This window comes from Pseudomonas sp. PDM22, from assembly GCF_014851965.1.
Lineage (GTDB): Bacteria > Pseudomonadota > Gammaproteobacteria > Pseudomonadales > Pseudomonadaceae > Pseudomonas.
Genome location: NZ_JACVAR010000003.1, coordinates 162,186 through 186,325, shown reverse-complemented (window position 1 = coordinate 186,325; position 24,140 = coordinate 162,186). Strand labels below are relative to the sequence as shown.

Annotated in this window: 23 protein-coding genes and 2 pseudogenes; 8 read left to right on the top strand and 17 right to left on the bottom strand. The window is 66.1% G+C overall.

Annotated elements, in window-relative coordinates; genetic code table 11:
* Positions 1–133 precede the first annotated feature (133 nt).
* Positions 134–853 carry a 16S rRNA (uracil(1498)-N(3))-methyltransferase gene (locus IB255_RS11735; protein ID WP_081519610.1) on the bottom strand — a complete coding sequence of 240 codons (720 nt, stop codon included), beginning with the start codon at positions 851–853 and terminating at the stop codon, positions 134–136.
* A gap of 85 nt (positions 854–938) precedes the next feature.
* On the bottom strand, positions 939–2,342 hold the full coding sequence (locus tag IB255_RS11730; RefSeq protein WP_081519611.1) for an adenosylmethionine--8-amino-7-oxononanoate transaminase: 1,404 nt from the start codon (positions 2,340–2,342) through the stop codon (positions 939–941).
* Between the two features lie 192 nt (positions 2,343–2,534).
* Here IB255_RS11730 and IB255_RS11725 point away from each other — a divergent pair, with 192 nt between their 5' ends.
* From IB255_RS11725 to IB255_RS11715, 3 genes are all read left to right on the top strand, one after another.
* The gene (locus IB255_RS11725; protein WP_192210397.1) at positions 2,535–4,025 is read left to right on the top strand and encodes a flavin monoamine oxidase family protein; all 1,491 of its coding nucleotides are present in this window, start codon (positions 2,535–2,537) and stop codon (positions 4,023–4,025) included.
* Between the two features lie 178 nt (positions 4,026–4,203).
* A complete protein-coding gene (locus IB255_RS11720; protein WP_151189066.1) occupies positions 4,204–4,758 on the top strand; it encodes a cytochrome b in 555 nt (184 codons plus the stop codon).
* Positions 4,759–4,786: 28 nt separating this feature from the next.
* Positions 4,787–5,362: a YceI family protein gene (locus tag IB255_RS11715; protein ID WP_081519614.1), complete on the top strand. Its 576-nt coding sequence runs from the start codon at positions 4,787–4,789 to the stop codon at positions 5,360–5,362.
* A gap of 51 nt (positions 5,363–5,413) precedes the next feature.
* Here the strand turns inward: IB255_RS11715 and IB255_RS11710 are convergent, their stop codons facing one another.
* Positions 5,414–5,848: a MarR family winged helix-turn-helix transcriptional regulator gene (locus IB255_RS11710; protein ID WP_151189772.1), complete on the bottom strand. Its 435-nt coding sequence runs from the start codon at positions 5,846–5,848 to the stop codon at positions 5,414–5,416.
* A 270-nt stretch (positions 5,849–6,118) separates the two neighbouring features.
* Here IB255_RS11710 and mexA point away from each other — a divergent pair, with 270 nt between their 5' ends.
* The 3 genes from mexA to IB255_RS11695 are packed head-to-tail and all read left to right on the top strand — an operon-like array spanning position 6,119 to position 11,882.
* Positions 6,119–7,276, top strand: coding sequence for a multidrug efflux RND transporter periplasmic adaptor subunit MexA (mexA, locus tag IB255_RS11705; protein ID WP_192210396.1), 1,158 nt, complete (start codon positions 6,119–6,121; stop codon positions 7,274–7,276).
* Positions 7,277–7,291: 15 nt separating this feature from the next.
* Positions 7,292–10,432 (top strand): efflux RND transporter permease subunit, encoded by a 3,141-nt coding sequence (locus IB255_RS11700; RefSeq protein WP_081519617.1) that lies wholly within the window; start codon positions 7,292–7,294, stop codon positions 10,430–10,432.
* 1 nt (position 10,433) lies between these two features.
* Entirely contained in the window at positions 10,434–11,882 is a 1,449-nt protein-coding gene (locus IB255_RS11695) for an AdeC/AdeK/OprM family multidrug efflux complex outer membrane factor (RefSeq protein ID WP_081519618.1), read from the top strand.
* 170 nt (positions 11,883–12,052) lie between these two features.
* Here the strand turns inward: IB255_RS11695 and IB255_RS11690 are convergent, their stop codons facing one another.
* From IB255_RS11690 to ubiE, 14 genes and pseudogenes are all read right to left on the bottom strand, one after another.
* Positions 12,053–12,487, bottom strand: a complete 435-nt coding sequence (locus IB255_RS11690; protein ID WP_081519619.1) for a UPF0158 family protein — start codon at positions 12,485–12,487, stop codon at positions 12,053–12,055.
* A 100-nt stretch (positions 12,488–12,587) separates the two neighbouring features.
* Positions 12,588–13,292: a methyl-accepting chemotaxis protein gene (locus tag IB255_RS31260; RefSeq protein WP_412548101.1), complete on the bottom strand. Its 705-nt coding sequence runs from the start codon at positions 13,290–13,292 to the stop codon at positions 12,588–12,590.
* A 153-nt stretch (positions 13,293–13,445) separates the two neighbouring features.
* Positions 13,446–14,534: pseudogene (locus IB255_RS31255) on the bottom strand (methyl-accepting chemotaxis protein); the annotation flags it as partial.
* 383 nt (positions 14,535–14,917) lie between these two features.
* Positions 14,918–15,631, bottom strand: coding sequence for a methyl-accepting chemotaxis protein (locus IB255_RS31250; protein WP_412547965.1), 714 nt, complete (start codon positions 15,629–15,631; stop codon positions 14,918–14,920).
* Between the two features lie 159 nt (positions 15,632–15,790).
* A pseudogene (locus IB255_RS31245) lies at positions 15,791–16,831 on the bottom strand (methyl-accepting chemotaxis protein); the annotation flags it as partial.
* Positions 16,832–17,015: 184 nt separating this feature from the next.
* On the bottom strand, positions 17,016–17,723 hold the full coding sequence (locus IB255_RS11675) for a 16S rRNA (uracil(1498)-N(3))-methyltransferase (RefSeq protein ID WP_081519622.1): 708 nt from the start codon (positions 17,721–17,723) through the stop codon (positions 17,016–17,018).
* Positions 17,720–18,514, bottom strand: coding sequence for a twin-arginine translocase subunit TatC (tatC, locus tag IB255_RS11670; RefSeq protein ID WP_045212907.1), 795 nt, complete (start codon positions 18,512–18,514; stop codon positions 17,720–17,722). The genes IB255_RS11675 and tatC overlap by 4 nt, the downstream gene beginning before the upstream one ends.
* Positions 18,511–19,014 carry a Sec-independent protein translocase protein TatB gene (gene tatB, locus IB255_RS11665; protein WP_081519623.1) on the bottom strand — a complete coding sequence of 168 codons (504 nt, stop codon included), beginning with the start codon at positions 19,012–19,014 and terminating at the stop codon, positions 18,511–18,513. Before tatB ends, tatC begins: the two co-directional genes overlap by 4 nt.
* Before the next feature lie 3 nt (positions 19,015–19,017).
* On the bottom strand, positions 19,018–19,266 hold the full coding sequence (locus IB255_RS11660) for a twin-arginine translocase TatA/TatE family subunit (RefSeq protein ID WP_017520155.1): 249 nt from the start codon (positions 19,264–19,266) through the stop codon (positions 19,018–19,020).
* 27 nt (positions 19,267–19,293) lie between these two features.
* Positions 19,294–19,632, bottom strand: a complete 339-nt coding sequence (locus IB255_RS11655) for a phosphoribosyl-ATP diphosphatase (RefSeq protein WP_045212901.1) — start codon at positions 19,630–19,632, stop codon at positions 19,294–19,296.
* Complete coding sequence (gene hisI / locus IB255_RS11650) at positions 19,622–20,035, bottom strand: phosphoribosyl-AMP cyclohydrolase (protein WP_045212898.1); 414 nt, start codon at positions 20,033–20,035, stop codon at positions 19,622–19,624. The genes IB255_RS11655 and hisI overlap by 11 nt, the downstream gene beginning before the upstream one ends.
* A gap of 95 nt (positions 20,036–20,130) precedes the next feature.
* Positions 20,131–21,738: a ubiquinone biosynthesis regulatory protein kinase UbiB gene (gene ubiB, locus IB255_RS11645; RefSeq protein WP_081519624.1), complete on the bottom strand. Its 1,608-nt coding sequence runs from the start codon at positions 21,736–21,738 to the stop codon at positions 20,131–20,133.
* A complete protein-coding gene (locus tag IB255_RS11640) occupies positions 21,735–22,358 on the bottom strand; it encodes an SCP2 domain-containing protein (RefSeq protein ID WP_081519625.1) in 624 nt (207 codons plus the stop codon). Before IB255_RS11640 ends, ubiB begins: the two co-directional genes overlap by 4 nt.
* Positions 22,358–23,140: a bifunctional demethylmenaquinone methyltransferase/2-methoxy-6-polyprenyl-1,4-benzoquinol methylase UbiE gene (ubiE, locus tag IB255_RS11635; RefSeq protein WP_081519626.1), complete on the bottom strand. Its 783-nt coding sequence runs from the start codon at positions 23,138–23,140 to the stop codon at positions 22,358–22,360. The genes IB255_RS11640 and ubiE overlap by 1 nt, the downstream gene beginning before the upstream one ends.
* A gap of 141 nt (positions 23,141–23,281) precedes the next feature.
* On the opposite strand from ubiE, the gene IB255_RS11630 reads away from it, so the two are divergent.
* Together IB255_RS11630 and IB255_RS11625 are read left to right on the top strand one after the other, a co-directional pair.
* A complete protein-coding gene (locus tag IB255_RS11630; RefSeq protein WP_081519627.1) occupies positions 23,282–23,557 on the top strand; it encodes a polyhydroxyalkanoic acid system family protein in 276 nt (91 codons plus the stop codon).
* A 169-nt stretch (positions 23,558–23,726) separates the two neighbouring features.
* Entirely contained in the window at positions 23,727–24,137 is a 411-nt protein-coding gene (locus tag IB255_RS11625; protein WP_081519628.1) for a phasin family protein, read from the top strand.
* The last annotated feature ends 3 nt before the right edge of the window (positions 24,138–24,140 follow it).

Here is a 24,140-nt window from a genome sequence, read left to right as displayed (position 1 = left end):
GCCGGCGAGCTGTAGGAGCGAGCTTGCTCGCGAACCTTCATGGCATCGGCGTTGCCGGCTCCCCTCACCCCAGCCCTCTCCCAAAGGGAGAGGGCTGGGGTGAGGGGCTTCTCGGCGAGCGCGAATCTCGACCTTAGAAATCGCCCCAAAGCTGCTGTGCCACGCTCAGCGCCACCACCGGAGCAGTCTCGGTGCGCAATACGCGCGGGCCGAGGCGGGCCGCGTGGAATCCGGCGCCCTTGGCCTGTTCCACTTCCGCATCGCTCAAGCCGCCTTCCGGGCCGATCAGGAAGGCCAGGCTGGATGGCTTGTCATGACTGGTCAGCGGTTCGGCCACCGGGTGCAGCACCAGCTTGAGCTGTGCTTGGCAGCTCTCCAGCCATTCGCCGAGGGTGACCGGCGCGTTGAGCGCCGGCAGCACCGAGCGGCCGCATTGCTCGCAGGCGCTGATCGCCACCTGGCGCCAGTGGGCCATGCGCTTGTCGGCGCGTTCGTCCTTCAGGCGTACTTCGCAGCGTTCGCTGACGATCGGGGTGATCTCGCTGGCGCCCAGTTCGGTGGCCTTCTGGATCGCCCAGTCCATGCGCTCGCCGCGGGACAGGCCCTGGCCCAGGTGCACGCGCAGCGGCGATTCGGCCTGGCCGTCGAAGGCTTCGCGCAGCTCCACGCGGACGTTCTTCTTGCCCACCTCGATCAGCTCGCCCAGGTATTCGCGGCCCGAGCCGTCGAACAGCTGCACGGCGTCGCCCGCCGTGTGCCGCAGCACGCGGCCGATGTAGTGGGCCTGGGCTTCGGGCAGCTCGTGCTGGCCGAGGGAGAGCGGGGCGTCGATGAAGAAGCGGGAGAGGCGCATTTTTTGGGCTACAGGCGGCAGGCTAAGGGCTACAGGCTGGCTAGTGTATCGCCTGCAGCCTATGGCCTGAAGCCTGCCGCCGCTTTCAGCCCGGATCGCGATGCTCGGGGAAGCGTTCGCTGACCGCCACGCTCACGCTGTCGCGGGTGGCGATATCGATGCCTTCGCTGGCGACCTCGGCGAGGAAGTCGATCTGCTCGGGGGTGATGATGTACGGCGGCAGGAAGTACACCACGCTGCCCAGCGGGCGCAGCAGCGCTCCGCGCTCCAGGCCGTGCTGGAAGACCTTCAGGCCGCGACGCTCCTGCCACGGGTAGGGCGTCCTGCTGGCCTTGTCCTGGACCATCTCGATGGCGAGGATCATGCCGGTCTGGCGGATTTCCGAGACGTGCGGGTGGTCGGCCAGGTGCGCGGTGGCGCTGGCCATGCGTGCCGCCAGGGCCTTGTTGGCCTCGATGACGTTGTCCTGCTCGAAGATGTCCAGGGTCGCCAGGGCGGCGGCGCAGGCCAGCGGGTTGCCGGTGTAGGTGTGCGAGTGGAGGAAGGCGCGCAGGGTGGCGTAGTCGTCGTAGAAGGCCTGGTAGACCTTGTCGGTGGTGAGCACCGCGCTCATCGCCAGGTAGCCGCCGGTCAGCGCCTTGGACAGCACGAGGAAGTCCGGGGTGATGCCGGCCTGCTCGCAGGCGAACATCGTGCCGGTGCGGCCGAAGCCCACGGCGATCTCGTCGTGGATCAGGTGTACGCCGTAGCGGTCGCAGGCCTCGCGAAGCAGCTTGAGGTAGACCGGGTGGTACATGCGCATGCCGCCGGCGCCCTGCACCAGCGGCTCGACGATCACCGCCGCGACTTCTTTATGGTGCTGCTCCAGCGCCTGCTCCATGGCGGCGAACATCGTCCGCGAGTGTTCTTCCCAGCTCACGCCTTCGGGGCGCAGGTAGCAGTCGGGGGTCGGCACCTTGATGGTGTCCATCAGCAGCGACTTGTAGGTCTCGGTGAACAGCGCGACGTCGCCCACCGACATCGCCGCCACGGTTTCGCCGTGGTAGCTGTTGGTCAGGGTGATGAAGCGCTTCTTTTCCGGCTGGCCGAGGTTGTGCCAGTAGTGGTAGCTCATCTTCAGCGCCACTTCGATGCCGGCCGAGCCGCTGTCGGCGTAGAACACCCGGGAGAAACCGGCCGGTGCCAGGCGCAGCAGGCGCTCGGACAACTCGATCACAGGCTGGTGGCTGAAACCGGCGAGGATCACGTGCTCCAGCTGGTCCACCTGGTCCTTGATGCGCTGGTTGATGCGCGGGTTGGCATGGCCAAAGACATTGACCCACCAGGAGCTGACCGCGTCCATGTAGCGCTTGCCTTCGAAGTCCTCCAGCCAGATGCCCTCGCCGCGGCGGATCGGGATCACCGGCAGGCGCTCGTGGTCTTTCATCTGGGTGCAGGGGTGCCACAGCACCTCGAGATCGCGCTGCATCCACTCGGCGTTCAGGCCCATGGTCTGCTCCTTGAAATGATGGCTCGTCAGACGGTCGACTCGCCCGGATCGGGCAAGCCTATTCAATGCTCCTGAGATGAACAAGGACACGTCCTACGACACATGCGGTGGGCAGCCGACCAACACGGCTATTCGGCATTCGGGCGCTCACGTATGCTTCGCGCCTTTGCACCGATTCGGGGAAGTCTGGCGATGAAAATGGGATGGCTGCGCGCTGCCGCGTTGCTTGCTCTGGGGGTGTTCAGCGTAGTGGCGCTGGGCAAGGACAAACAACCGACCGCCATCGTGGTCGGCGGCGGTCTTGCTGGTCTTTCCGCAGCCTACGAGCTGCAGCAGGCGGGCTGGCAGGTCACCCTGCTGGAAGCCAAGCCGCAGGTGGGCGGTCGTTCGGGTCTGGCCACCAGCGAGTGGATCGGCAACAAGAAGGTCCAGCCGACCCTCAACGGCTACCTGGAAACCCTGAAGGTGAATTCGGTGCCGGCGCCGGAATTCGTCCGTACCCCGAGCTACCTGATCGACGGCGTCTACTACACTAGCGCCGACCTGAAGGCCAAGATGCCGGCCGTCGCCGCGGACCTCGAGCGCTTCGAGAAGTCCCTGAACGCGCTGTCCGCCTCCATCGACGACCCGCTCAACCCGCTGGCGAACAAGACCCTGTTCGCCCTCGACCAGCTCACCGCCGCGCGCTGGCTGGACAAGCTGAACCTGTCGCCGACCGCGCGCCTGCTGGTCAACCAGCGCATCCGTTCGCACTACGACGAACCGTCGCGCCTGTCGCTGCTCTACCTCGCCCAGCAGGGCCGTGTGTACCGTGGCGTCGACGACCGTGACCTGCGCGCGTCGCGTCTGCCCGGCGGCAGCCAGGTGCTGGCCCAGGCGTTCGTCAAGCAGATCAAGACCATCAAGACCAACGCCAAGGTCACCTCGATCAGCCAGGACAAGGACGGCGTGACCGTCAAGGTCGGCGCCACCGGCTACACCGCCGACTACCTGGTGCTGGCCGTGCCGCTGCGCGCCCTGGGCAACATCACCCTGACCCCGGGCCTGAACGAGAAGCAGCTGGCGGCCCTCAAGGGCACCAACTACGGCTGGCGTGACCAGATCCTGATGAAGTTCAAGCGCCCGGTGTGGGACGACAAGTCGCGCCTGTCCGGCGAGATCTACAGCGACCAGGGCCTGGGCATGATCTGGGTCGAGCCCGCGACCAAGGGCGGCGCCAACGTGCTGATCAACCTGTCCGGCGACAACGCCCGCGTGATGCAGGCCTTCGGCGACCGCCAGCTCTCCGAGCAGGTGCTGATCCGCATGAACAAGTACTACCCGAAGATGCGCGGCGCCTACGACGGCTACGAAATGCGTCGCTACAGCACCGACGCCGGCACCGGCGGTTCCTACCTGGCCTTCGGTCCGGGCCAGATCAGCCGCTTCTGGCGTGTGTGGGAGACCCCGGTGTCCCGCGTGGCCTTTGCCGGCGAGCACACCGATGCGCTCTACCCGGGCACCATCGAAGGCGCCCTGCGCAGCGGCAAGCGTGCCGCCAGCCAGGTCCGTGACCTCTACGCCGGCAAGACGCCGGTGCTCGAAGGCGCGTCCCTGGTGGCCGACAACAAGCCGACCGCCAGCGACAAGCCGGCCGATGCCAAGGGCGAGAAGAAGGGCATCATGTCCTGGCTGCCGTTCTGACCGAACCTGCTCCACCCCGACAATGCCGGCGAAAGCCGGCATTGTCGTTTCTGGCTCTGGGACGGGCGTTTCAGACTCGGACCTATCTTGTCAGTCGATGTTTCAAAGCAGATTTTTCTGCTTTTCTTCGATGGATTAACCGCTAGTCTTGAATTCCCGTTTTCAAGGATGTCGATCGATGCAATGGCGTAATTCCCCCGCTCGCTACGGACTGGTCAGCCTGTTCCTGCACTGGGGCAGTGCGCTGGTGGTCTTCGGCCTGTTCGGCCTGGGCCTGTGGATGCGCGAGCTGGACTACTACGACACCTGGTACCACCGCGCTCCGGAAATCCACAAAAGCATCGGCATCCTCCTGGCCATCGCCCTGATCGTGCGCGTGCTCTGGCGCTTCATCAGCCCGGCGCCGCCGACCCCGGCCAACCACGGCCAGATGACCCGCCTGGCCACCAGGCTCGGCCACCTGGCGCTCTACGCGCTGCTGTTCGCGGTGATCATCGCCGGCTACCTGATCTCCACCGCCGAAGGCAAACCCATCAGCGTGTTCGGCTGGTTCGACGTGCCCGCCACCCTGAGCGGCATCACCGACCAGGCCGACATCGCCGGCGCCATTCACCTGTACCTGGCCTGGACCCTGGTGGTGCTGGCCGTGCTGCACGCCCTGGCGGCGTTCAAACACCATTTCTTCGACCGTGATGAGACGCTGGTCCGCATGCTCGGTCGTGCCGCGAAATAACACCTCACCTCAAAGGGAGATTGCTTCAATGCTGAAGAAGACGTTCGCCGCTCTGGCGCTGGGTACCGCCCTGTTCTCCGCTGGCCAGGCCATGGCCGCGGACTACAAGATCGACAAGGAAGGCCAGCACGCCTTCATCGAGTTCCGCATCAAGCACCTGGGTTACAGCTGGCTGTACGGCCGCTTCGACGACTTCGACGGTGCCTTCACCTTCGACGAGAAGAACCCGTCCGCCGACAAGGTCAAGGTGACCATCAACACCAACAGCGTGAACTCCAATCACGCCGAGCGTGACAAGCACCTGCGCAGCGCGGACTTCCTGAACGTCTCGAAGAACCCGACCGCGACCTTCGAATCCACCGGCGTGAAGGCCGATGGCAAGAATGCCGAGATCACCGGCAACCTGACCCTGAACGGCGTGACCAAGCCGGTCACCATCAAGGCTGAACTGATCGGCCAGGGCGATGACCCGTGGGGCGGCTACCGTGCCGGCTTCCTCGGCACCACCACCCTCAAGCTGAAGGACTTCAACATCCAGCGCGATCTCGGCCCGGCTTCCCAGGAAGTCGAGCTGACCCTGTCGGTAGAAGGGGTGCGTCAGTAAGACGCAGAATTGCGAAAACGCCGGCGAATGCCGGCGTTTTCGTTTGTGCTGTCAGTCCGCGTGACCCTGCAGGCACTGCCGCAGGAGCTGGGTGAGGGTGCGTTGCTCCTCGTCGTCCAGCGGTGCGAACAGACTGTCATGGGTACGTGCAAGGATGGCCTGGGTACGCTCGTCGACACGGCTCCCGGCCTCGGTCAGGAACAGCTGGAAGCTGCGCTGGTCACCCGGGTTGCGCTCGCGACGCACCAGACCCAGCGTCTCCATCTCACGGATCTTGCGGGTCACCAGTGCCTTGTCGCGGCACATCTTGCGGCCGAGGCTCTGCAGGCTCTGGCCGGCATCGGCGCCGATCAGCTCGAGCAGGCGGATGTCCGGTGGCGTGAGGTCGATGCCCTCCGCGCACAGTTGGTCCTGGAGGCTCTCGCGCAAGTGGTCGAGGACCTTCATCAGGGTCTGTGGCAGGTCGGGATTCACGTTGTGGGTCATCGGCTCGGTCACGGTAAGTCTTGTGTAAATCAGGTTGATCGGCTCAACCATTTTTTCGTATTTTAGTTGATGTTATCAACTTTGTTCATCGCCGCGACTGCCTTGCGGGAAACCTACTGCGTTATCAGCCAAAGGCTAAAACGTTTCAGTAGGTTTCCCTCAGGGCTTTCGGACGTTTACAAACACAGCTGAATGTAAGTATTTTTGCCAGCTTTTCCGGACCGGCAAGCCCACAGCCAAACCGGATGCTTTGCTCACGAGGACAACGATATGCAACGAAAGCCAGCCATGCGCGCCCTGGTCCCGGCCCTGCTCGTCGCCATGGCCACTCTTGCCGGCTGCGACAAAGCCCAGGCCCCGCAGGAGAAGCAGATCCCCGAGGTCGGTGTAGTGACCCTGCAGCCGCAGGAAGTCACCCTGAGCACCGAACTGCCGGGCCGTACTACCGCGTATCGCATTGCCGAAGTTCGCCCGCAGGTGAACGGCATCATCCTCAAGCGTCTGTTCAAGGAAGGTAGCGACGTCAAGGAAGGCCAGCAGCTGTATCAGATCGACCCGGCCACTTACCAGGCGACGCTGCAGAGCGCCCAGGCCAACCTGGTATCCACCCAGCAGCAGGCCGAACGCTACAAGGAACTGGTCAAGGACGAGGCGGTGAGCAAGCAGCAGTACGCCGACGCCCAGGCCGCCTACCTGCAGGCCAAGGCCACTGTCGACAGCGCCCAGATCAACGTGCGCTACACCAAGGTCTACTCGCCGATCTCCGGCCGTATCGGCCGCTCCAGCGTGACCGAAGGCGCCCTGGTGCAGAATGGCCAGAGCACCGCGCTGGCCACCGTGCAGCAGCTGGACCCGATCTACGTCGACGTCACCCAATCCTCCACTTCGCTGATCCGCCTGCGCCGCGAGCTGGCCGCCGGGCAGCTGGAGAAAGCCGGCGACAACGCCGCCAAGGTCAAGCTGTACCTGGAAGACGGCTCCGAATACCCCGTCGAGGGCAAGCTGGAGTTCTCCGAGGTCTCGGTTGACCAGGGCACCGGCTCGGTGACCGTGCGCGCCATCTTCCCCAACCCGAACAAGGAGCTGCTGCCGGGCATGTTCGTCCATGCGCAGCTGGAAGAGGGCATCAAGAAACAGGCCATCCTGGCGCCGCAGCAGGGCGTGACCCGTGACTTCCGTGGCATGGCGACCGCGCTGGTGCTCAATGCCCAGGACAAGGTCGAGCTGCGCACCATCAAGGCCGACCGCACCGTCGGTGCCTACTGGCTGGTCAGCGATGGCCTGAAGGCCGGCGACCGCCTGATCACCGAAGGTCTGCAGTACGTCCAGCCGGGCGCCCAGGCCAAGGCCGTACCCGCGAAGAACGTGGCGCCCACCGCTGGTGCCGCCGACAAGCCCGCCGCCGCTCAACCGGCCAAGCAGGGTTAATCCAGGGGATTCGTAATGTCGAAGTTTTTCATTGACCGGCCCATCTTCGCCTGGGTGATCGCCCTGGTGATCATGCTGGCGGGCGGTCTGTCGATCCTCAAGTTGCCGGTGAACCAGTACCCGGCCATTGCGCCGCCGGCCATCGCCATCCAGGTGAGCTACCCGGGCGCCTCCGCCGAGACGGTGCAGGACACCGTGGTGCAGGTCATCGAGCAGCAGATGAACGGTCTCGACCATCTGCGCTACATCTCCTCGGAGTCCAACTCCGACGGCAGCATGACCATCACCGTGACCTTCGATCAGGGCACCAGCCCTGACATCGCCCAGGTCCAGGTGCAGAACAAGCTGCAGCTGGCCACGCCGCTCCTGCCGCAGGAAGTGCAGCAGCAGGGCATCCGCGTGACCAAGGCGGTGAAGAACTTCCTGATGGTGGTCGGCGTCGTCTCCGAAGACGGCAGCATGACCAAGGAAGACCTGTCGAACTACATCGTCTCCAATATCCAGGACCCGCTGTCGCGGACCGCTGGCGTGGGCGACTTCCAGGTGTTCGGTTCGCAGTACGCCATGCGCATCTGGCTGGACCCGGCGAAGCTCAACAGCTTCCAGATGACCCCGGGCGACGTGAAGACGGCGATCCAGGCGCAGAACGTGCAGATCTCCTCCGGCCAGTTGGGCGGCCTGCCCGCGGTGAAGGGGCAGCAGCTCAACGCCACCATCATCGGCAAGACCCGCCTGCAGAGCGCCGAGCAGTTCAAGGACATCCTGCTCAAGGTCAACGCCGACGGCTCCCAGGTCCGCCTGAAGGACGTCGCCGATGTCGCCCTGGGCGGCCAGGACTACAGCATCAATGCCCAGTTCAACGGCAAGCCGGCCTCGGGTATCGCGATCAAGCTGGCCACCGGCGCCAACGCGCTGGACACCGCCAAGTCGATCCGCGCCACCCTGGCCACGCTGGAGCCGTTCTTCCCGCAGGGCATGAAGATCGTCTACCCGTACGACACCACCCCGGTGGTTTCCGCCTCGATCCATGAGGTGGTCAAGACCCTGGGCGAAGCGATCCTGCTGGTGTTCCTGGTGATGTACCTGTTCCTGCAGAACTTCCGCGCCACGCTGATCCCGACGATCGCCGTGCCGGTGGTCCTGCTGGGCACCTTCGGCGTACTCGCCGCCTTCGGCTTCTCGATCAACACCCTGACCATGTTCGGCATGGTGCTGGCGATCGGCCTGTTGGTGGACGACGCCATCGTGGTGGTGGAAAACGTCGAGCGGGTGATGGCCGAGGAAGGCCTGTCGCCCCGCGAGGCGGCGCGCAAGTCCATGGGCCAGATCCAGGGTGCGCTGGTGGGTATCGCCCTGGTGCTCTCGGCGGTATTCCTGCCGATGGCGTTCTTCGGCGGCTCCACCGGGGTGATCTACCGCCAGTTCTCCATCACCATCGTCTCGGCCATGGCCCTGTCGGTGTTGGTGGCCCTGGTGCTGACCCCGGCGCTCTGCGCCACCATGCTCAAGCCCATCGAGAAGGGCGACCACGGCGAGCACAAGCGCGGCTTCTTCGGCTGGTTCAACCGTGCGTTCCTCTCCACCACCCACGGCTACGAGCGTGGCGTCACCTCGATCCTCAAGCACCGCGTGCCGTACCTGCTGATGTACGTGCTGATCCTCGGCGGCATGGTCTTCCTGTTCACCCGCATCCCCACTGCGTTCCTCCCCGACGAGGACCAGGGCGTGCTGTTTGCCCAGGTGCAGACCCCGGCCGGTTCGTCCGCCGAGCGCACCCAGGTGGTGGTGGACTCCATGCGCGAGTACCTGCTGGACAAGGAAAGCAGCTCGGTGAACTCGGTATTCACCGTGACCGGCTTCAACTTCGCCGGCCGTGGCCAGAGCTCGGGCATGGCGTTCATCATGCTCAAGCCCTGGGAAGAGCGTCCGGGCGCGGAGAACAGCGTGTTCGCGCTGGCCCAGCGCGCGCAGCAGCACTTCTTCAGCTTCAAGGACGCGATGGTGTTCGCCTTCGCCCCGCCGGCAGTACTCGAACTGGGTAACGCCGTGGGCTTCGACATCTTCCTCCAGGACCAGGCCGGCGTCGGCCACGAAGTGCTGATGCAGGCGCGCAACCAGTTCCTTGGTCTTGCCGCACAGAACCCGGTACTGCAGCGCGTGCGTCCCAACGGCCTGAACGACGAACCGCAGTACAAGCTGCTGATCGACGACGAGAAGGCCAGTGCGCTGGGCGTCTCCCTGGCGGACATCAACAGCACCATCTCCATCGCCTGGGGTTCGAACTACGTCAACGACTTCATCGACCGTGGTCGGGTGAAGAAGGTCTACCTGCAAGGCCGCCCGAACGCGCGGATGAGCCCGGAAGACCTGGACAAGTGGTACGTGCGCAACAGCTCCGGCGAGATGGTGCCGTTCAGCGCCTTCGCTACCGGCGAGTGGAGCTATGGCTCGCCGAAGCTGGCGCGCTACAACGGCGTGCCGGCCATGGAAGTCCTCGGTGAACCGGCCCCGGGCCGTTCCACCGGTGAGGCCATGGCGGCGGTCGAGGACATCGTCAAGCAACTGCCCAAGGGCGTCGGCTATGCCTGGACCGGTCTGTCCTACGAGGAACGCCTGTCCGGCTCGCAGGCTCCCGCGCTCTATGCCCTGTCGCTGATCGTGGTGTTCCTCTGCCTGGCGGCGCTGTACGAGAGCTGGTCGATTCCGTTCTCGGTGATGCTGGTGGTGCCGCTGGGCGTCATCGGTGCGCTGCTGGCGACGTCCATGCGCGGCTTGTCCAACGATGTGTTCTTCCAGGTGGGGCTGTTGACGACCATCGGCCTGTCGGCGAAGAACGCGATCCTGATCGTCGAGTTCGCCAAGGAACTGCACGAGCAGGGCAAGGGCATCGTCGAGGCGGCCATCGAGGCGTGCCGGATGCGTCTGCGCCCGATCGTCATGACCTCCCTGGCGTTCATCCTCGGCGTGGTGCCGCTGGCGATTTCCACTGGCGCCGGCTCCGGCAGCCAGCATGCGATCGGTACCGGCGTGATCGGCGGCATGGTCACCGCGACCGTCCTCGCGATCTTCTGGGTGCCGTTGTTCTACGTGGTGGTCAGTACCCTGTTCAAGGACGCCGCGTCCAAGGAACAGGAATCCACCGAGAAGGGGCATTGATATGAGAAAGTCCTTACTGTCCCTCGCCATAGCAGCCGGCGTGTTGTCCGGCTGCTCGCTGATCCCCGACTACGAGCGCCCCGAGGCGCCCGTGGCCGCGGCTTATCCGCAGGGCGATGCCTACGATGCGGGGCAGCCGGCTACCGCCGGCGCCGACATCGGCTGGCGCGAGTTCTTCAAGGACCCGCAACTGCAGCGACTGGTCGAAGTGTCGCTGGAAAACAACCGTGACCTGCGCGTCGCCGCGCTGAACATCGAAGCCTACCGGGCGCAGTACCGCATCCAGCGGGCCGATCTGTTCCCGGCGGTGGACGCCGGCATCACCGGCTCGCGCCAGCGCCTGCCGGCCGACCTGTCGACCACCGGCAGCTCGATGATCAGCAGCCAGTACGGCGCGACCCTGGGCGTGACTTCCTGGGAGCTCGACCTGTTCGGCCGCCTGCGCGCCCTGCGTGACCAGGCGCTGGAAACCTACTTCGCCAGCGAAGAGGCCCGCCGCAGCACCCAGACCAGCCTGGTGGCCAACGTTGCCAACGCCTACCTGACGCTGCGCGCCGACCAGGCCCAGCTGGAGCTGACCCGCAACACCCTGGCCACCTACCAGAAGAGCTACGACCTGACCAAGCGCAGCTACGAAGTGGGCGTCGCCTCGGCCCTGGACCTGCGCCAGTCGCAGACTTCGGTGGAAAGCGCGCGGGCGACCCTGGCGCAGTACACCCGTCTGGTCGCGCAGGACCAGAACGCGCTGGTCCTGCTGCTGGGTTCCGGTCTGCCGGGCGACCTGCCGCAGGGCCGCCAGCTGTCCGACGAGCTGCTGGCCACCGTGCCGGCGGGCCTGCCTTCCGACCTGCTGCAGCGCCGCCCGGACATCCTCCAGGCGGAGCACCAGCTCAAGGCGGCCAACGCCAACATCGGCGCGGCGCGGGCGGCGTTCTTCCCGAACATCAGCCTCACCGCCAACGCCGGCAGCCTCAGCCCGGACCTGTCCGGCCTGTTCGACGGCGGCTCCGGCAGCTGGCTGTTCAAGCCCTCGATCACCTTGCCGATCTTCAACGCCGGCAGCCTGCAGGCGAGCCTGGACCTGGCCAAGGTGCAGAAGGACATCAACGTGGCGCAGTACGAGAAAGCCATTCAGACGGCCTTCTCCGAGGTCGCCGACGGCCTCGCCGCGCGCGGCACCTTCAACGAGCAACTGCAGGCGCAGCGCTCGCTGGTGGACGCCACCAGCGAGTACTACCGCCTGGCCGACAAGCGCTACCGCACCGGTGTGGACAACTACCTCACCGTGCTCGACGCGCAGCGCTCGCTGTTCAGTGCCCAGCAGCAGCTGATCACCGACCGCCTCAACCAGCTGACCAGCGAGGTCAACCTGTACAAGGCCCTCGGCGGCGGCTGGCAGGCGACGGCGGCGCAAGCCAGGCCGATCTCCAGCGAGGCGCCGAAAGGCTGATCCTTACTGGCTGGAAACGAGAACGCCGCCCTTCGGGGCGGCGTTTTTGTTGGTGTGGAACTGGTTGCCTCGTAGGGCGCATAACTCGGGACGTGTTATCCGCCGTGTTGGCGGCGGATAACGCCGAGGCGTTATGCGCCCTACGGGTTGTGCCGGTGTTCGAGGCGGCTCTACAGGTAAGCGCCGGAGCTGCGCCCCGCCGGCTGGATCTGGTTGTCGGCGAGCCAGTCCAGCGCGCATTCGCGCAGGCGCTCGCCCTGGTAGACGTACCAGGCCTGCAGCAGCTCCGGATAGCCCATCAGCACGTGGCGGAAGGCCTTGAACGGTTTGCGCCCCTCGATGGCGTTGGCCAGGGCGGAATAGGCGTGAGGTTCGGGCACTTCGCGGAGGAAGTCGCGCATCAGCTCCAGCGACTGGCCACTGCTCAGCGGCTCGATGGGCAGCAGGCGCTCCGGCTCGCGGTGCAGCAGCTCGGCCAGCTCCGGGTCCGGGTCTTCTTCGGGGATCAGCAGCACCTGGCCACTGAACAGATCGAGGTAGTGATCGATACCCTGGGTATCGAGCGCGAAGGCCAGTTCGTCGATATCGATGGTCAGCGGGCGCATGGTCACTCTCCCTTCATGGCGAGTGACCGATCCTACGCCATGCGCATGACAACTGTCCTGCCGTTGTCGGTCGGCGCGGGCGCACCGACCGACTGGCGCCTCACAGGCGGAAGCGGCCCACCTGCAGTTGCAGCTCGTTGCCCAGGCGCGCCAGCTCGGTGCTGGAGCTGGCTGTCTGCTCGCTGGCGGCAGCGGACTGGTCGGCGATCTCGCGCACCTGCACCACGCTGCGGTTGATCTCCTCGGCAACGCTACTCTGCTCCTCGGCGGCCGAGGCGATCTGCAGGTTCATGCCCTGGATGTCGGCCACGGTGCGGGCGATCACGCCCAGCGCCTCACCGGCACGGCGGGTCAGTTCCACCGAGCTGCCGGTCAGGCGGCGGCTGTCGTCCATGCGCGTCACTGCTTCCTGGGCGCCGCGCTGCAGGCCGGCGATCAGGCCCTCGATCTCGGCGGTGGAAGACTGCGTGCGCTGGGCCAGGCCGCGCACCTCATCGGCGACCACGGCAAAACCACGCCCGGCCTCGCCGGCGCGGGCGGCCTCGATGGCGGCGTTGAGCGCCAGCAGGTTGGTCTGCTCGGCCACCGACTTGATCACGTCCAGCACGCTGCCGATCTTCTCGCTCTCCTTGCGCAGCAGTTCCATGGCCTCGGCGGAGCGATCCACCTCGGTGGCCAAGCGGTCGATCTGGTTGACCGCGTCCTGCACCACCCGGTCGCCCTCGCGGGCCTGCTGGTCGGCTTGCTGGGCGGCGGCGGAAGCCTGTTCGGCGTTGCGCGCGACTTCCTGCACGGTGGCGGCCATTTCATGGATGGCGCTGGCAACCTGCTCGGTTTCCACGCGCTGGCTGTTCACCCCGGCGCGGGTCTGCTCGGTGACCGCGGAGAGTTCGTCGGCGGCGGTGGCCAGCTGGCTGACGCTGCCGCCGATGTGGCCGAGCAGCTGCGCCAGGCTCTCGCGCATGCGCAGCATCACCCGCTGCAACTGGCCCAGCTCGTCGCTGCGCTGCAGGTTGAGGTCGCGCGACAGCCCCTGGGAGAGGTCGCCCTGGGCAATGCGCTCGGCCAGCTCCAGGGCCTCGTGCAGCGGGCGGACGATCTGGCGGTTGATGGCCCAGCCAGAGAGGAAGCCAAAGGCCAGGGCGAGCACGGCGATGAGGATCTGCCGGGTCTTGGCGGCAGCGGTCTCGGCGTCGTTGCGCGCCAGGGTGTCGTCGTAGAGGCGGTCGGCTGCGGCGAGCAATGCATCGCTGGCGCCGCTCAGCGCCTTGCGGGCCTGCTGGGTGGCGTTCACCCCTTCGCGGAAATGCTCGATGCCGCTGCGGTAGTTCTGCAGGTCCTTGAGCGCGGTACCCAGGCCGTCGGCGGCGATGGCTGGCAGTTGGCTCTGCAGGGCTGTGCCGGTGTCGCGCAGCTTGTCGAAGGCGGCGAACGCGGCCTGTTCGGCGCTGGCGGATTGTTCGAAGACATAGCCACGTACCTGGTAGCGCACCACCAGCAGTTGCTGGTGCAGCTGGCCGACGGCCTGTGCGCCATGCAGCAACGGGGCGTCGCCGGGTTGTTCGGAGAGCAGCTCGAAGAGTTGCTTGTCCAGCGCCTCGAAGGCCTGCAGGGCGCTCTGCGCGCTGCCCACCAGGGTGCCGCGGGCCTGGGTGCGCTGGTCGACGGCGCGGGTCAGCGCGCTGAAGGCTTCGCGGTACTCGCCGACGGCCTGGCGCGCTGCTGCCAGCTGCCTGGCGTCGATATCGCTGTCTTTAAGGCGCTGCTCGATCAGCTCCAGCATCTTCGTGCTGTGCTGTTCGACGCGCTCGGCCTGGCTGCGATCGCCGCCCAGCTCGAATTGCAGGCGCGCGAGGTTGGCCTGCTGGCTGAGGTCGTTGAGTTCAGTGATGGTCGCCATCTGCTCGCCGCGCTCGGCCTGGTTATCCAGGCTGTGCAGGCCGCTGAGCAGCACCAGCAGGGTGAGGAAGAGGAGGATGCCGAAGCCCACCACCAGCTTCAGGCTGACGTTCAGGCGTCCCAGCTGTACTACTAGCCAATCGTACATGTCGAAAACTCCAGGCAGGCGTCGCCACGGGATCGACGGCCCGTGGCTGGCAAGAACGAGTGTGCAGAGGCGAGGCGCAATTGTCGGGACGCATCTTCGTGCGTCAGAGGCTATCGGCGGCGAAAGGGGAAACTGAAGGCGGGAATTTGTCGCGATGTTTCCGGCTCGGTACGGCTTCCTGTTGCCAAGAACGCCGTTGTAGCGCCTCGTAGGATGGTGTGGAGCGAAGCGATACCCATCAAACATCGCGCGCCGACAGCATGGGTATCGCTGCGCTCCACCCATCCTACAAAAGCCACCCTGGCTGTCGCTCCTGCAGCGGGAACCCTGCGCAGAATAAAAAAGGCCCGCAGTGCGCGGGCCTTTTGCGTGGCGGGGCCGGATCAGACGCGGAAGCGGCTGACCAGCACCTGCAGCTCGTTGCCCAGGCGCGCCAGCTCGACGCTGGAAGCGGCGGTCTCCTCGCTGGCGGCGGCGGTCTGCTCGGAGATGTCGCGCACGTTCATCACGCTGCGGTTGATCTCTTCGGCCACCGCGCTCTGCTGCTCGGAAGCGGCGGCGATCTGCTGGTTCATCGACTGGATGGTCGACACGGTGCGGGTGATGGCGCCCAGGCGCTCGCCGGCGCGGCGGGTCAGGTCGACGGTGCTGACGGTCAGGTCGCGGCTGGTTTCCATCATCTGCACGGCCTGCTGGGTACCGCTCTGCAGGCCGGCGATCAGCTCCTCGATCTCCTCGGTGGAGGACTGGGTGCGCTGCGCCAGGCCGCGTACCTCATCAGCCACCACGGCGAAGCCACGGCCGGCATCGCCCGCGCGGGCGGCTTCGATGGCGGCGTTGAGCGCCAGCAGGTTGGTCTGCTCGGCGACCGCCTTGATCACGTCCAGCACGCTGCCGATCTTCTCGCTTTCGCGCTTGAGCTTGAGCACCGACTCGTTGGTGCGGCCGACTTCGCCGGCCAGGCGGTCCATCTGGGTCACCGCTTCGGTCACCGCGCCTTCGCCGTCACGGGCCTGGCGGTCGGCGGCGGAGGCGGCCTCGGAAGCCTCCTCGGCGTTGCGCGCGACTTCCTGCACGGTGGCGGCCATCTCGTTCATGGCAGTAGCGACCTGGTCAGTCTCGACCTTTTGATTGTTCACCCCGGCGCTGGTCTGCTCGGTCACCGCGGACAGCTCCTCGGCGGCGCTGGCGATCTGCGTCACGCCATCGTGGATGCGGCCGATCAGCTCGCGCAGGGACAGGTTCATGCGCTGCATGCTCTTCTGCAGCTGGCCCAGTTCGTCATGGCGGTTGGTGGGGATGTCGCGGCTGAGGTCGCCGTCGGCGATGCGCTCGGCATGGCCCAGCACGTCGCGCAGCGGATTGACGATCTGTCCGGTGATGATCCAGGCAGCGATGCTGCCCAGCACCAGGGCGATCAGCGCGGCCAGGCCCAGCAGGGTCTTGGCCTGGGCGACGCCGGCGTCGCGCTTGGCGGTCTGGGTGGAGGTCAGTTCGTTGCTGAGCTTCTCGATCTGCTGGCCGGCATCGCGCATGCGGTCGCGAGCAGCCTGGCTGTCGTTGACCTCGTTGCGGTAATTGGTCAGCGCGTTGCGGTAGGTCTCCAGCGCGTCGAGGGTGGCGCGGAACTCGCCGTTCAGCTCGGCCGGCGAGGTGCTCATGTCACTCTTCACGCCGTCGATTAGCTTCTGCAGGGCAGCGAAGGCGGGTTGCTCGAGGTTCTGCGCGTCGGTGCTGGTGTAGGCCATGACCTGCAGGCGCGCCTGCATGACACTGCGACCGAGGCCGGAGAGGTCCTGCAGATGTTGCAGACCTTCGGGACTGCCGTTGCTGACCAGCTTCTGCTCGGCCTTCTGCATGCCTTCGCTGACCGCGCCGGCGGCCTGGATCAGCACCTGCTTGGCGGCGTCGCGCTCTTCGAAGGACTTCAGCAGTTGGGCGTACAGTTTGCGGTACTCCACGCTCAGATCATGCTGCTGGTCGATGACCCGACGGTCCTCGGCCTCGGTGAACCGCTCGTTCAGCGCGCGGTGGCGCTGGTCCAGCTTATCCAGCGTATCGAGCACCGCCTTGGCGTCTTCCGGGGCGCGGGTGGACTGGAATTTCAGACGGGCGATACGCAGGTCCTTGGCGATCGCGATCAGCTCGGAAATCTCGCCGAGCTTGTCGCCCCGTTCGATCACGTTGCCCAGGTTGATCCAGCCGGTGAGGGCGATCAGCAGGGTGAGCAGCAGCACCAGGCCGAAGCCCGAGGCGAGTTTGAGTTTGACAGTCAGGTTATTGAACCAGCGAAACATGAAGGCGGCGCTCCAGCGATGAACAGGGCCGGTACGCATGGCTGAGCAGGAAATGCGCAGAGTGGGGACGACCGGTACCGCTGATATCGGCTTCGCTGCGGGGAACTGAAGGGTTTTGCGGTAATTTTCTGACTGGTGGTTCACGCTGGAGGCCGCGTGGTTACTGGCCTCTAGCCATTTCCCGTTAGTACAGGCGTGCCAAAAGCGCGGTCACGGCGGTCTCGACGCGCAGGATGCGCTCGCCCAGTTGCACGGGGTTCAGACCGGCTTCGCGCAGCTTGTCGACCTCGTAGGGAATCCAGCCGCCTTCCGGGCCGATAGCCAGGGTCACCGGCTCGCTCAACGCCCGTGGGCACTCGGGCCAGGGGCCGGGATGGCCGATCAGCCCGAGGCTGCCGGCGGCCAGCGCAGGCAGGCGGTCTTCGACGAAGGGCTTGAAGCGCTTCTCGATGACCACTTCGGGCAGCACGGTATCGCGCGCCTGTTCCAGGCCCAGGATCAGTTGCTCGCGCACGGCGTCAGGTTCGAGGAAGGGGGTCTGCCAGAAGCTCTTTTCCACCCGGTAGCTGTTGAGCAGCACCAGGCGCGGCACGCCCATGGCGGCGACAGTCTGCAGCACGCGGCGGAGCATCTTCGGGCGGGGCAGGGCGAGCAGCAGGGTGAGCGGCAGCTTGGCCGGAGGGGGCTGGTCGAAGCTGACCTGCAATTCGGCCTCGTTGGCTTCCAGGCGCAGCAGGCGGCCCTCGCCCATCAGGCCGCCAAGGCGGCCGACGCGCATCCGGTCGCCGCTTTCGGCGCGGTGGACTTCCTGCAGGTGGGTCAGGCGGCGGTCGCGCAGGATCACGCGATCCGCCGCCACGAAGTCGGCGTCGTCGAGGAGCAGCAGGTTCACGAGCGGGTAGCCGGAGGCTGGTCGCCCTTGGACTCTTCTTCCTCTTCCGGGCCGCGCTTGCGGATCAGGTGGCTGAACAGCACGCCGGCCTCGAACAGCAACCACATCGGCACGGCCAGCAGGGTCTGCGAAAGCGGGTCCGGCGGGGTGAGGATCATGCCGACGACGAAGCAGCCGATGATCACGTAGGGGCGGATTTTCTTCAGGTAAGCCACGTTGACCACCCCGATCCACACCAGCAGCACGGTGGCCACGGGAATCTCGAAGGCCACGCCGAAGGCGAACAGCAGGGTGAGGAAGTCCAGGTAGCTGTTGATGTCGGTCATCGGTGTTACGCCTTCCGGGGCCGAGCCAAGGAAGAAGTGGAACATCAACGGGAACACCAGGAAGTAGGCGAAGGCCATGCCGGCGTAGAACAGCACGATGCTGGAGGCCAGCAGCGGCAGGGCGACGCGCTTCTCGTGCTTGTACAGGCCCGGCGCGATGAAGCCCCAGACCTGGGCGAGGATCACCGGCATGGCGAACAGCACGGCGACGATCATGGTCAGCTTCAGCGGCGCGAGGAAGGCCGACGCCGGGTCGATGGCGATCATGGTCGCGCCTTCGGGCAGGAAGCGGCGCAGCGGCTCGGAAGCCAGCGCGTAGATCTTCTGCGAGAAGTACAGCAGGCCGATGAAGATCACGAAGATCGCAACCACGCAGCGCAGCAGGCGCGTGCGCAGCTCGGTCAGGTGGGAGACCAGGGGCATTTCCTGGTCGTGTTCGGGCTGGTCGGGTTTTTCGGCGCTCATGGGGTACGCGGCGTCTCGGGCGAAGCGGGCGGCTGGCTCGCAGCGGTCGGTTGGCTCGGCTGGCCGGCTTCCGGCGCCTGCGGTGCGGCGGCCTCCGCGGGGGCAGGCGCGAGGCCCGCGCCCGGCAGGCTGTTCAGGCGGCTGTTGGGCGCGATGCTCGGCGCCGCGGGCGGCTGGGCAGGCGCGTTATGGCCGTCGGACTGGGCCGGCTGCTGCGGATTGAAGGTTTCCCGGGCCTGCTCCTGCAGGTCGGTCAGCGGCGCCATCAGCTTCTTGGCTTCCTGTTCCATCTGCAGGATGTGCTCGTTGTGCAGCTGGCGGCGGATTTCATCCGCGCCCAGCTCGCGCTCCACTTCCGTCTTGATGGCGTTGAAGCTGCGCTTGAGCCGGCCGATCCACAGGCCTGCCGTGCGCGCGGCGCCCGGCAGGCGGTCGGGGCCGAGCACCAGCAGGGCGACGAGGCCCACCAGCAGCAGTTCGCTGAAGCTGATACCGAACATGAATCAGTCCTTGCGCGCCGGCTCTTCGACCTTCTGCGCCTGGGCGTCGATGGTGTGCGGCTGGTTCAGCGGCGGGTTGCCGGCAGCGGCGTTCGGGTCCTTCTTCTCGTCTTCCTCGGTGTTCATCGCCTTCTTGAAGCCCTTGATGGCTTCGCCGACGTCCGAACCGAGGTTCTTCAGGCGCTTGGTGCCGAAGACCAGGACGACGACGATCAGGATGACGACCCAGTGTTTCCAGTCAAAGATGCCCATCTTGTTTTCCTCGCAAAGTTGTCGGGTTCAGGCGGACGGTTGGCGCGCGGCTTTCTCGTCGTGCCCGGAAAGGCCGAAGCGGCGGTCCAGCTCGTCCAGTACCGCCTGCGGGTGCTGGCCGAGGGCGGCGAGCATCACCAGGGAGTGGAACCAGAGGTCGGCCGTTTCGTAGATCAGGTCCGTGCAGTCACCGCTGGCGGCGGCGTCCTTGGCGGCGAGAATGGTTTCCACCGACTCTTCGCCAACCTTCTCCAGGATCTTGTTCAGGCCCTTGTGATACAGGCTGGCCACGTAGGAGCTGTCCGGTGCGGCATTCTTGCGCGCTTCGAGGACTTCCGCCAGACGGGCGAGGGTATCAGTGCTCATGGGGTTTTCCTGTACCTACGTGGGAGTAGATGGCATCCGGATCTTTCAGGACCGGGTCGACGGTCTGCCAGGCGCCGTTCTCGAACACCCGGTAGAAGCAGCTCTCGCGGCCGGTGTGGCAGGCGATGCCGCCCAGCTGTTCGACCATCAGGATCACCACGTCGGCGTCGCAGTCCAGGCGCAGCTCATGCAGCTTCTGCACGTGGCCGGAGTCCTCGCCCTTGCGCCAGAGCTTGCCGCGCGAGCGCGACCAGTAGATGGCGCGGTTCTCGGCGGCGGTGAGGGTGAGGGCCTCGCGGTTCATCCAGGCCATCATCAGCACGCGGCCGGTGCGATGGTCCTGGGCGATCGCCGGCACCAGTCCATCGGCATTCCACTTGATTTCGTCCAGCCAGTCTTTCATCTCGGGTTCCGTACAGCGGGCACTTGCGGTGCCCAGAGCCACTTCGTAAGCCACTTCGTATAGCGGTTAAGTGTGCCAGCCAGTGCGGCGACTGGCTATCGGCGCAGAATCAGATACAGACCACCGGCCAGCATCGCCCAGGCCGGCCAGGCCGCGAGGCTGTGGGTGGCGAGGCCGGTTTCGGCGGCACCGGCGACCAGCACTGCGCCAATCAGCCGCGCCGGCCAGGCGCCGGCCATGCCGACCGGGGTGCCGCTCAGACGCGCTTCGGGCTGCGGCTCGCGCGACAGGCGCTCGAGCGTGTCGCGGGTCATCTGCGCCAGGTGCGGCAGTTGTTCGATGTGCTGCTGGGCGTTGCGCAGCAGGGTGCCGGGGCTGACGCGCTCGCGCATCCAGCGTTCCAGGAACGGCTGCGCGGTGGTCCACAGGTCCAGCTCCGGGTAGAGCTGGCGGCCCAGGCCTTCGATGTTCAGCAGGGTCTTCTGCAGCAGCACCAGTTGCGGCTGCACTTCCATGTTGAAGCGCCGCGCGGTCTGGAACAGGCGCAGCAGCACCTGGCCGAAGGAAATGTCCTTGAGCGGTTTCTCGAAGATCGGCTCGCACACGGTACGGATCGCCGCTTCGAAATCATTGACCTTGGTTTGGGCCGGTACCCAGCCTGAGTCGATGTGCAGTTGGGCGACCTTGCGGTAATCGCGCTTGAAGAAGGCGATCAGGTTGCGTGCCAGGTAATCCTGGTCCTCGTCGGTGAGGCTGCCGACGATGCCGCAGTCCACCGCGATGTACTGTGGGCTCCACGGCGTGCGGGTGCTGACGAAGATGTTGCCGGGGTGCATGTCGGCGTGGAAGAAGCTGTCGCGGAACACCTGGGTGAAGAAGATCTCCACGCCACGCTCGGCCAGCGCCTTGAAGTCGGTGCGCTGGTCGCGCAGGGTGTCCAGGTCGGTCACCGGAATGCCGTAGATGCGCTCCATCACCAGTACCTTGGGGCGGCACCAGTCCCAGTAGACCTGGGGCACGTAGAGCAGCGGCGAGCCTTCGAAGTTGCGCCGCAGCTGAGAGGAGTTGGCCGCTTCACGCAGCAGGTCCAGCTCGTCGTAGATGGTCTTCTCGTAGTCGCTGACCACTTCGGCCGGGTGCAGGCGGCGGGCGTCGGCGGAGATGCGCTCGGCGGTGCGGGCGAGGATGTGCAGCCAGGCGATGTCGGAGCGGATCACCGGCTCCAGGTTAGGGCGGATGACCTTCACCACCACTTCCTCGCCGCTCTTGAGCTGCGCAGTGTGCACCTGCGCCACCGAGGCGGAGGCCAGCGGTTCGCGCTCGAAGCGGGAGAACACCTGCTCGATCTTCGCGCCCAGCTGCTGCTCGATGAGCGCCACGGCCTGTTCCGGCGGGAAGGGCGGCACCTTGTCCTGCAGGAAGGCCAGCTCCAGGGCGATGTCGTCGGGGAGCAGGTCGCGGCGGGTGGAGAGTATCTGGCCGAACTTGATGAAGATCGGTCCGAGGTCTTCCAGCGCCAGCCGGATGCGCGCGCCACGGCTGAGGTCCAGCGGCTTGCGCGGCAGCCAGCGCCAGGGCAGCAGCCCGCCGAGCAGGCGCAGCCACCAGGGCAGGAAGGGCAGTTCGAGGACCATGTCGTCCAGACGGTAGCGGATGGCTACGCGCTGGATGCGCAGCAGGCGGCGGAAGGCGAGCAGCTTCATGCGTCAGGCTTGATCTTCTGGGTCAGGCGGTTGATCCGCGCGTCGAGGCGGTCGAGGGACATCTTCAACTGGTCCAGCTCGGCGAAGCGCGCTTCGGCTTCGTGCTGGCCGACCAGGCTGCGGCTTTCCTCGGCGAGATAGTCGGCGAGGCTCAGGCGCAGGCTTTCCAGGCTGTCGCCGGCCCAGGCCATGCCGCCGCGCAAGCGCGCGCCGAGCAGGTGCGCGGGCACCGGGCCGAGCCAGCGGGAGACTTCGTATTCCCAGTCCAGCTCCAGGCTCTGGAGGATATCGGCCAGCTCCAGCAGCATTGCGCTGTCGCCGCCCATGGTCACTTCAGGGCTGTGCAGGACGCGGGTCTTGTCCTTGGCCAGCGCCAGTTGCAGCAGGCTGCCGGCAGGGGCGACGAGGGTGCAGTCGGCTGGCGCCTCGTGGTGCGCGGCCAGGTGCAGGCCGTCGGCGTCGGGCAGGATGAACAGCCGCAGCGCGGGCGCCTGGCAGTCCACTTCCAGCACCTTGCCGGCGAGCCGGCCGAGACGCCGCAGGGCCACGCCATCGAGCCGCAGCACGCGGTTGACGGTGGCTTCGGCGCTGGCCAGGGCGGCCTGCAGGAGCAGGGTCATCAGGGCTTGATGCCGCGGTGCAGGGCGACCACGCCGCCGGTCATGTTGTGGTAGGTGACGCGGTCGAAGCCGGCCTCCACCATCATCGACTTCAGCGTTTCCTGGTCGGGGTGCATGCGGATCGATTCGGCGAGGTAGCGATAGCTCTCGGAATCGTTGGTTACCAGCTTGCCCATCAGCGGCAGCAGGGTGAAGGAGTAGGCGTCGTAGGCCTTGGACAGCAGGCTGCTGGTGGGCTTGGAGAATTCCAGCACGAGCAGGCGGCCGCCGGGCTTGAGTACCCGCAGCATGGAGCGGATCGCTTTGTCCTTGTGGGTGACGTTGCGCAGGCCGAAGGCGATGGTCACCGCGTCGAAGTAGTTGTCGGGGAACGGCAGCTTCTCGGCATCGGCCTGGACGAAGTTGACGTTGCCGGCGACGCCGCTGTCGAGCAGCTTGTCGCGGCCGACCTTGAGCATCGAGGCGTTGATGTCGGCCAGCACCACTTCGCCGGTCGGGCCGACCAGGCGGGAGAACTGGCGGGTCAGGTCGCCGGTGCCGCCGGCGATGTCCAGCACCCGGTTGCCGGCGCGCACGCCGGACAGCTCGATGGTGAAGCGCTTCCACAGGCGGTGGACGCCACCGGACATCAGGTCGTTCATCAGGTCGTACTTGGCGGCGACCGAGTGGAATACCTCGGCGACCTTCTCGGCCTTCTCGCTCTCGCGCACGGTCTTGTAGCCGAAGTGCGTGGTGGGATCGGCGCTGTCCTGGCCGGCTTGGGGCTTGCGCGGTTCGCTCATGGCGTTTGTACCCTGGAAGTCAGTGGCGGGCATTCTAACAGGATGCAGAGAAAACGCCGCCCCGGTCACGCCGCCGGCGGGGTGCGGCGATACGGCGCGGCGCGTATGATCGGCGGGGTCAGTCAACTGCGGAGTTCCAGCATGTCCCGTATCCACGTCGAACGTTCCCACTTCCTCGGCCTCGAGGCCGCCCGCGCCAAGGCGGAAAAGCTTGCCGACAAGCTCACCCGCGAGCACGGCGTGAGCAGCGAGTGGCAGGGCGACACCCTGCTGTTCAAGCGCAGCGGCGTGGATGGGCGCATCGAAGTGGGCGCGGACAAGGTCGCGGTGGACGTGAAGCTGGGCCTGATGCTCTCGGCCATGGGCGGCCTGCTCAAGGGCGAGATCGAGCGCGCGCTGGACAAGGCGCTGGCCTGATTCCCTGCCGGCCCCGCTCCCCGCGGGGCCATGCCGTTTTCGGGCGGCGCCGGCTTTCCTACAAAGCCTGGTATGTGTTTTCTAATTTTCCCCGATACCTTGGCTCGCAGTCCCGCCTTTCGCGGGCAGCTATTCGACATCATCGAATCCGAATCTGTGAGGTGCCACCATGGCCAAGGCTGTCAGCAAGAAGAAAGTCGTAGAACTCGAATCCTCCCTCTACTCCGATGCCAAGCACTACGCGCGGCAGATCTGGCTCGCGGGCCTGGGCACCTACGCCAAGGTTGGCCAGGAAGGCAGCGAGTACTTCAAGGAACTGGTCAAGTCCGGCGAGTCCGTCGAGAAGAAAGGCCGTGACCTGGTGAGCACCCAGATCGACGCCGCCAACGACACCGTCAAGGGTCGTCTGCACAGCGTCAAGGCCAAGCTGAACTTCGACAGGATCGAAGAGGCGTTCGATGCGCGCGTGTCCTCCGCCCTCAACCGAATCGGAATTCCCTCCAGGCGTGATGTGGAGGCGCTCTCTGCTAAGCTGGATGAGCTGAGCGCAGTGCTCGAGCGTGTCGCGAGAACCCAATAAGGA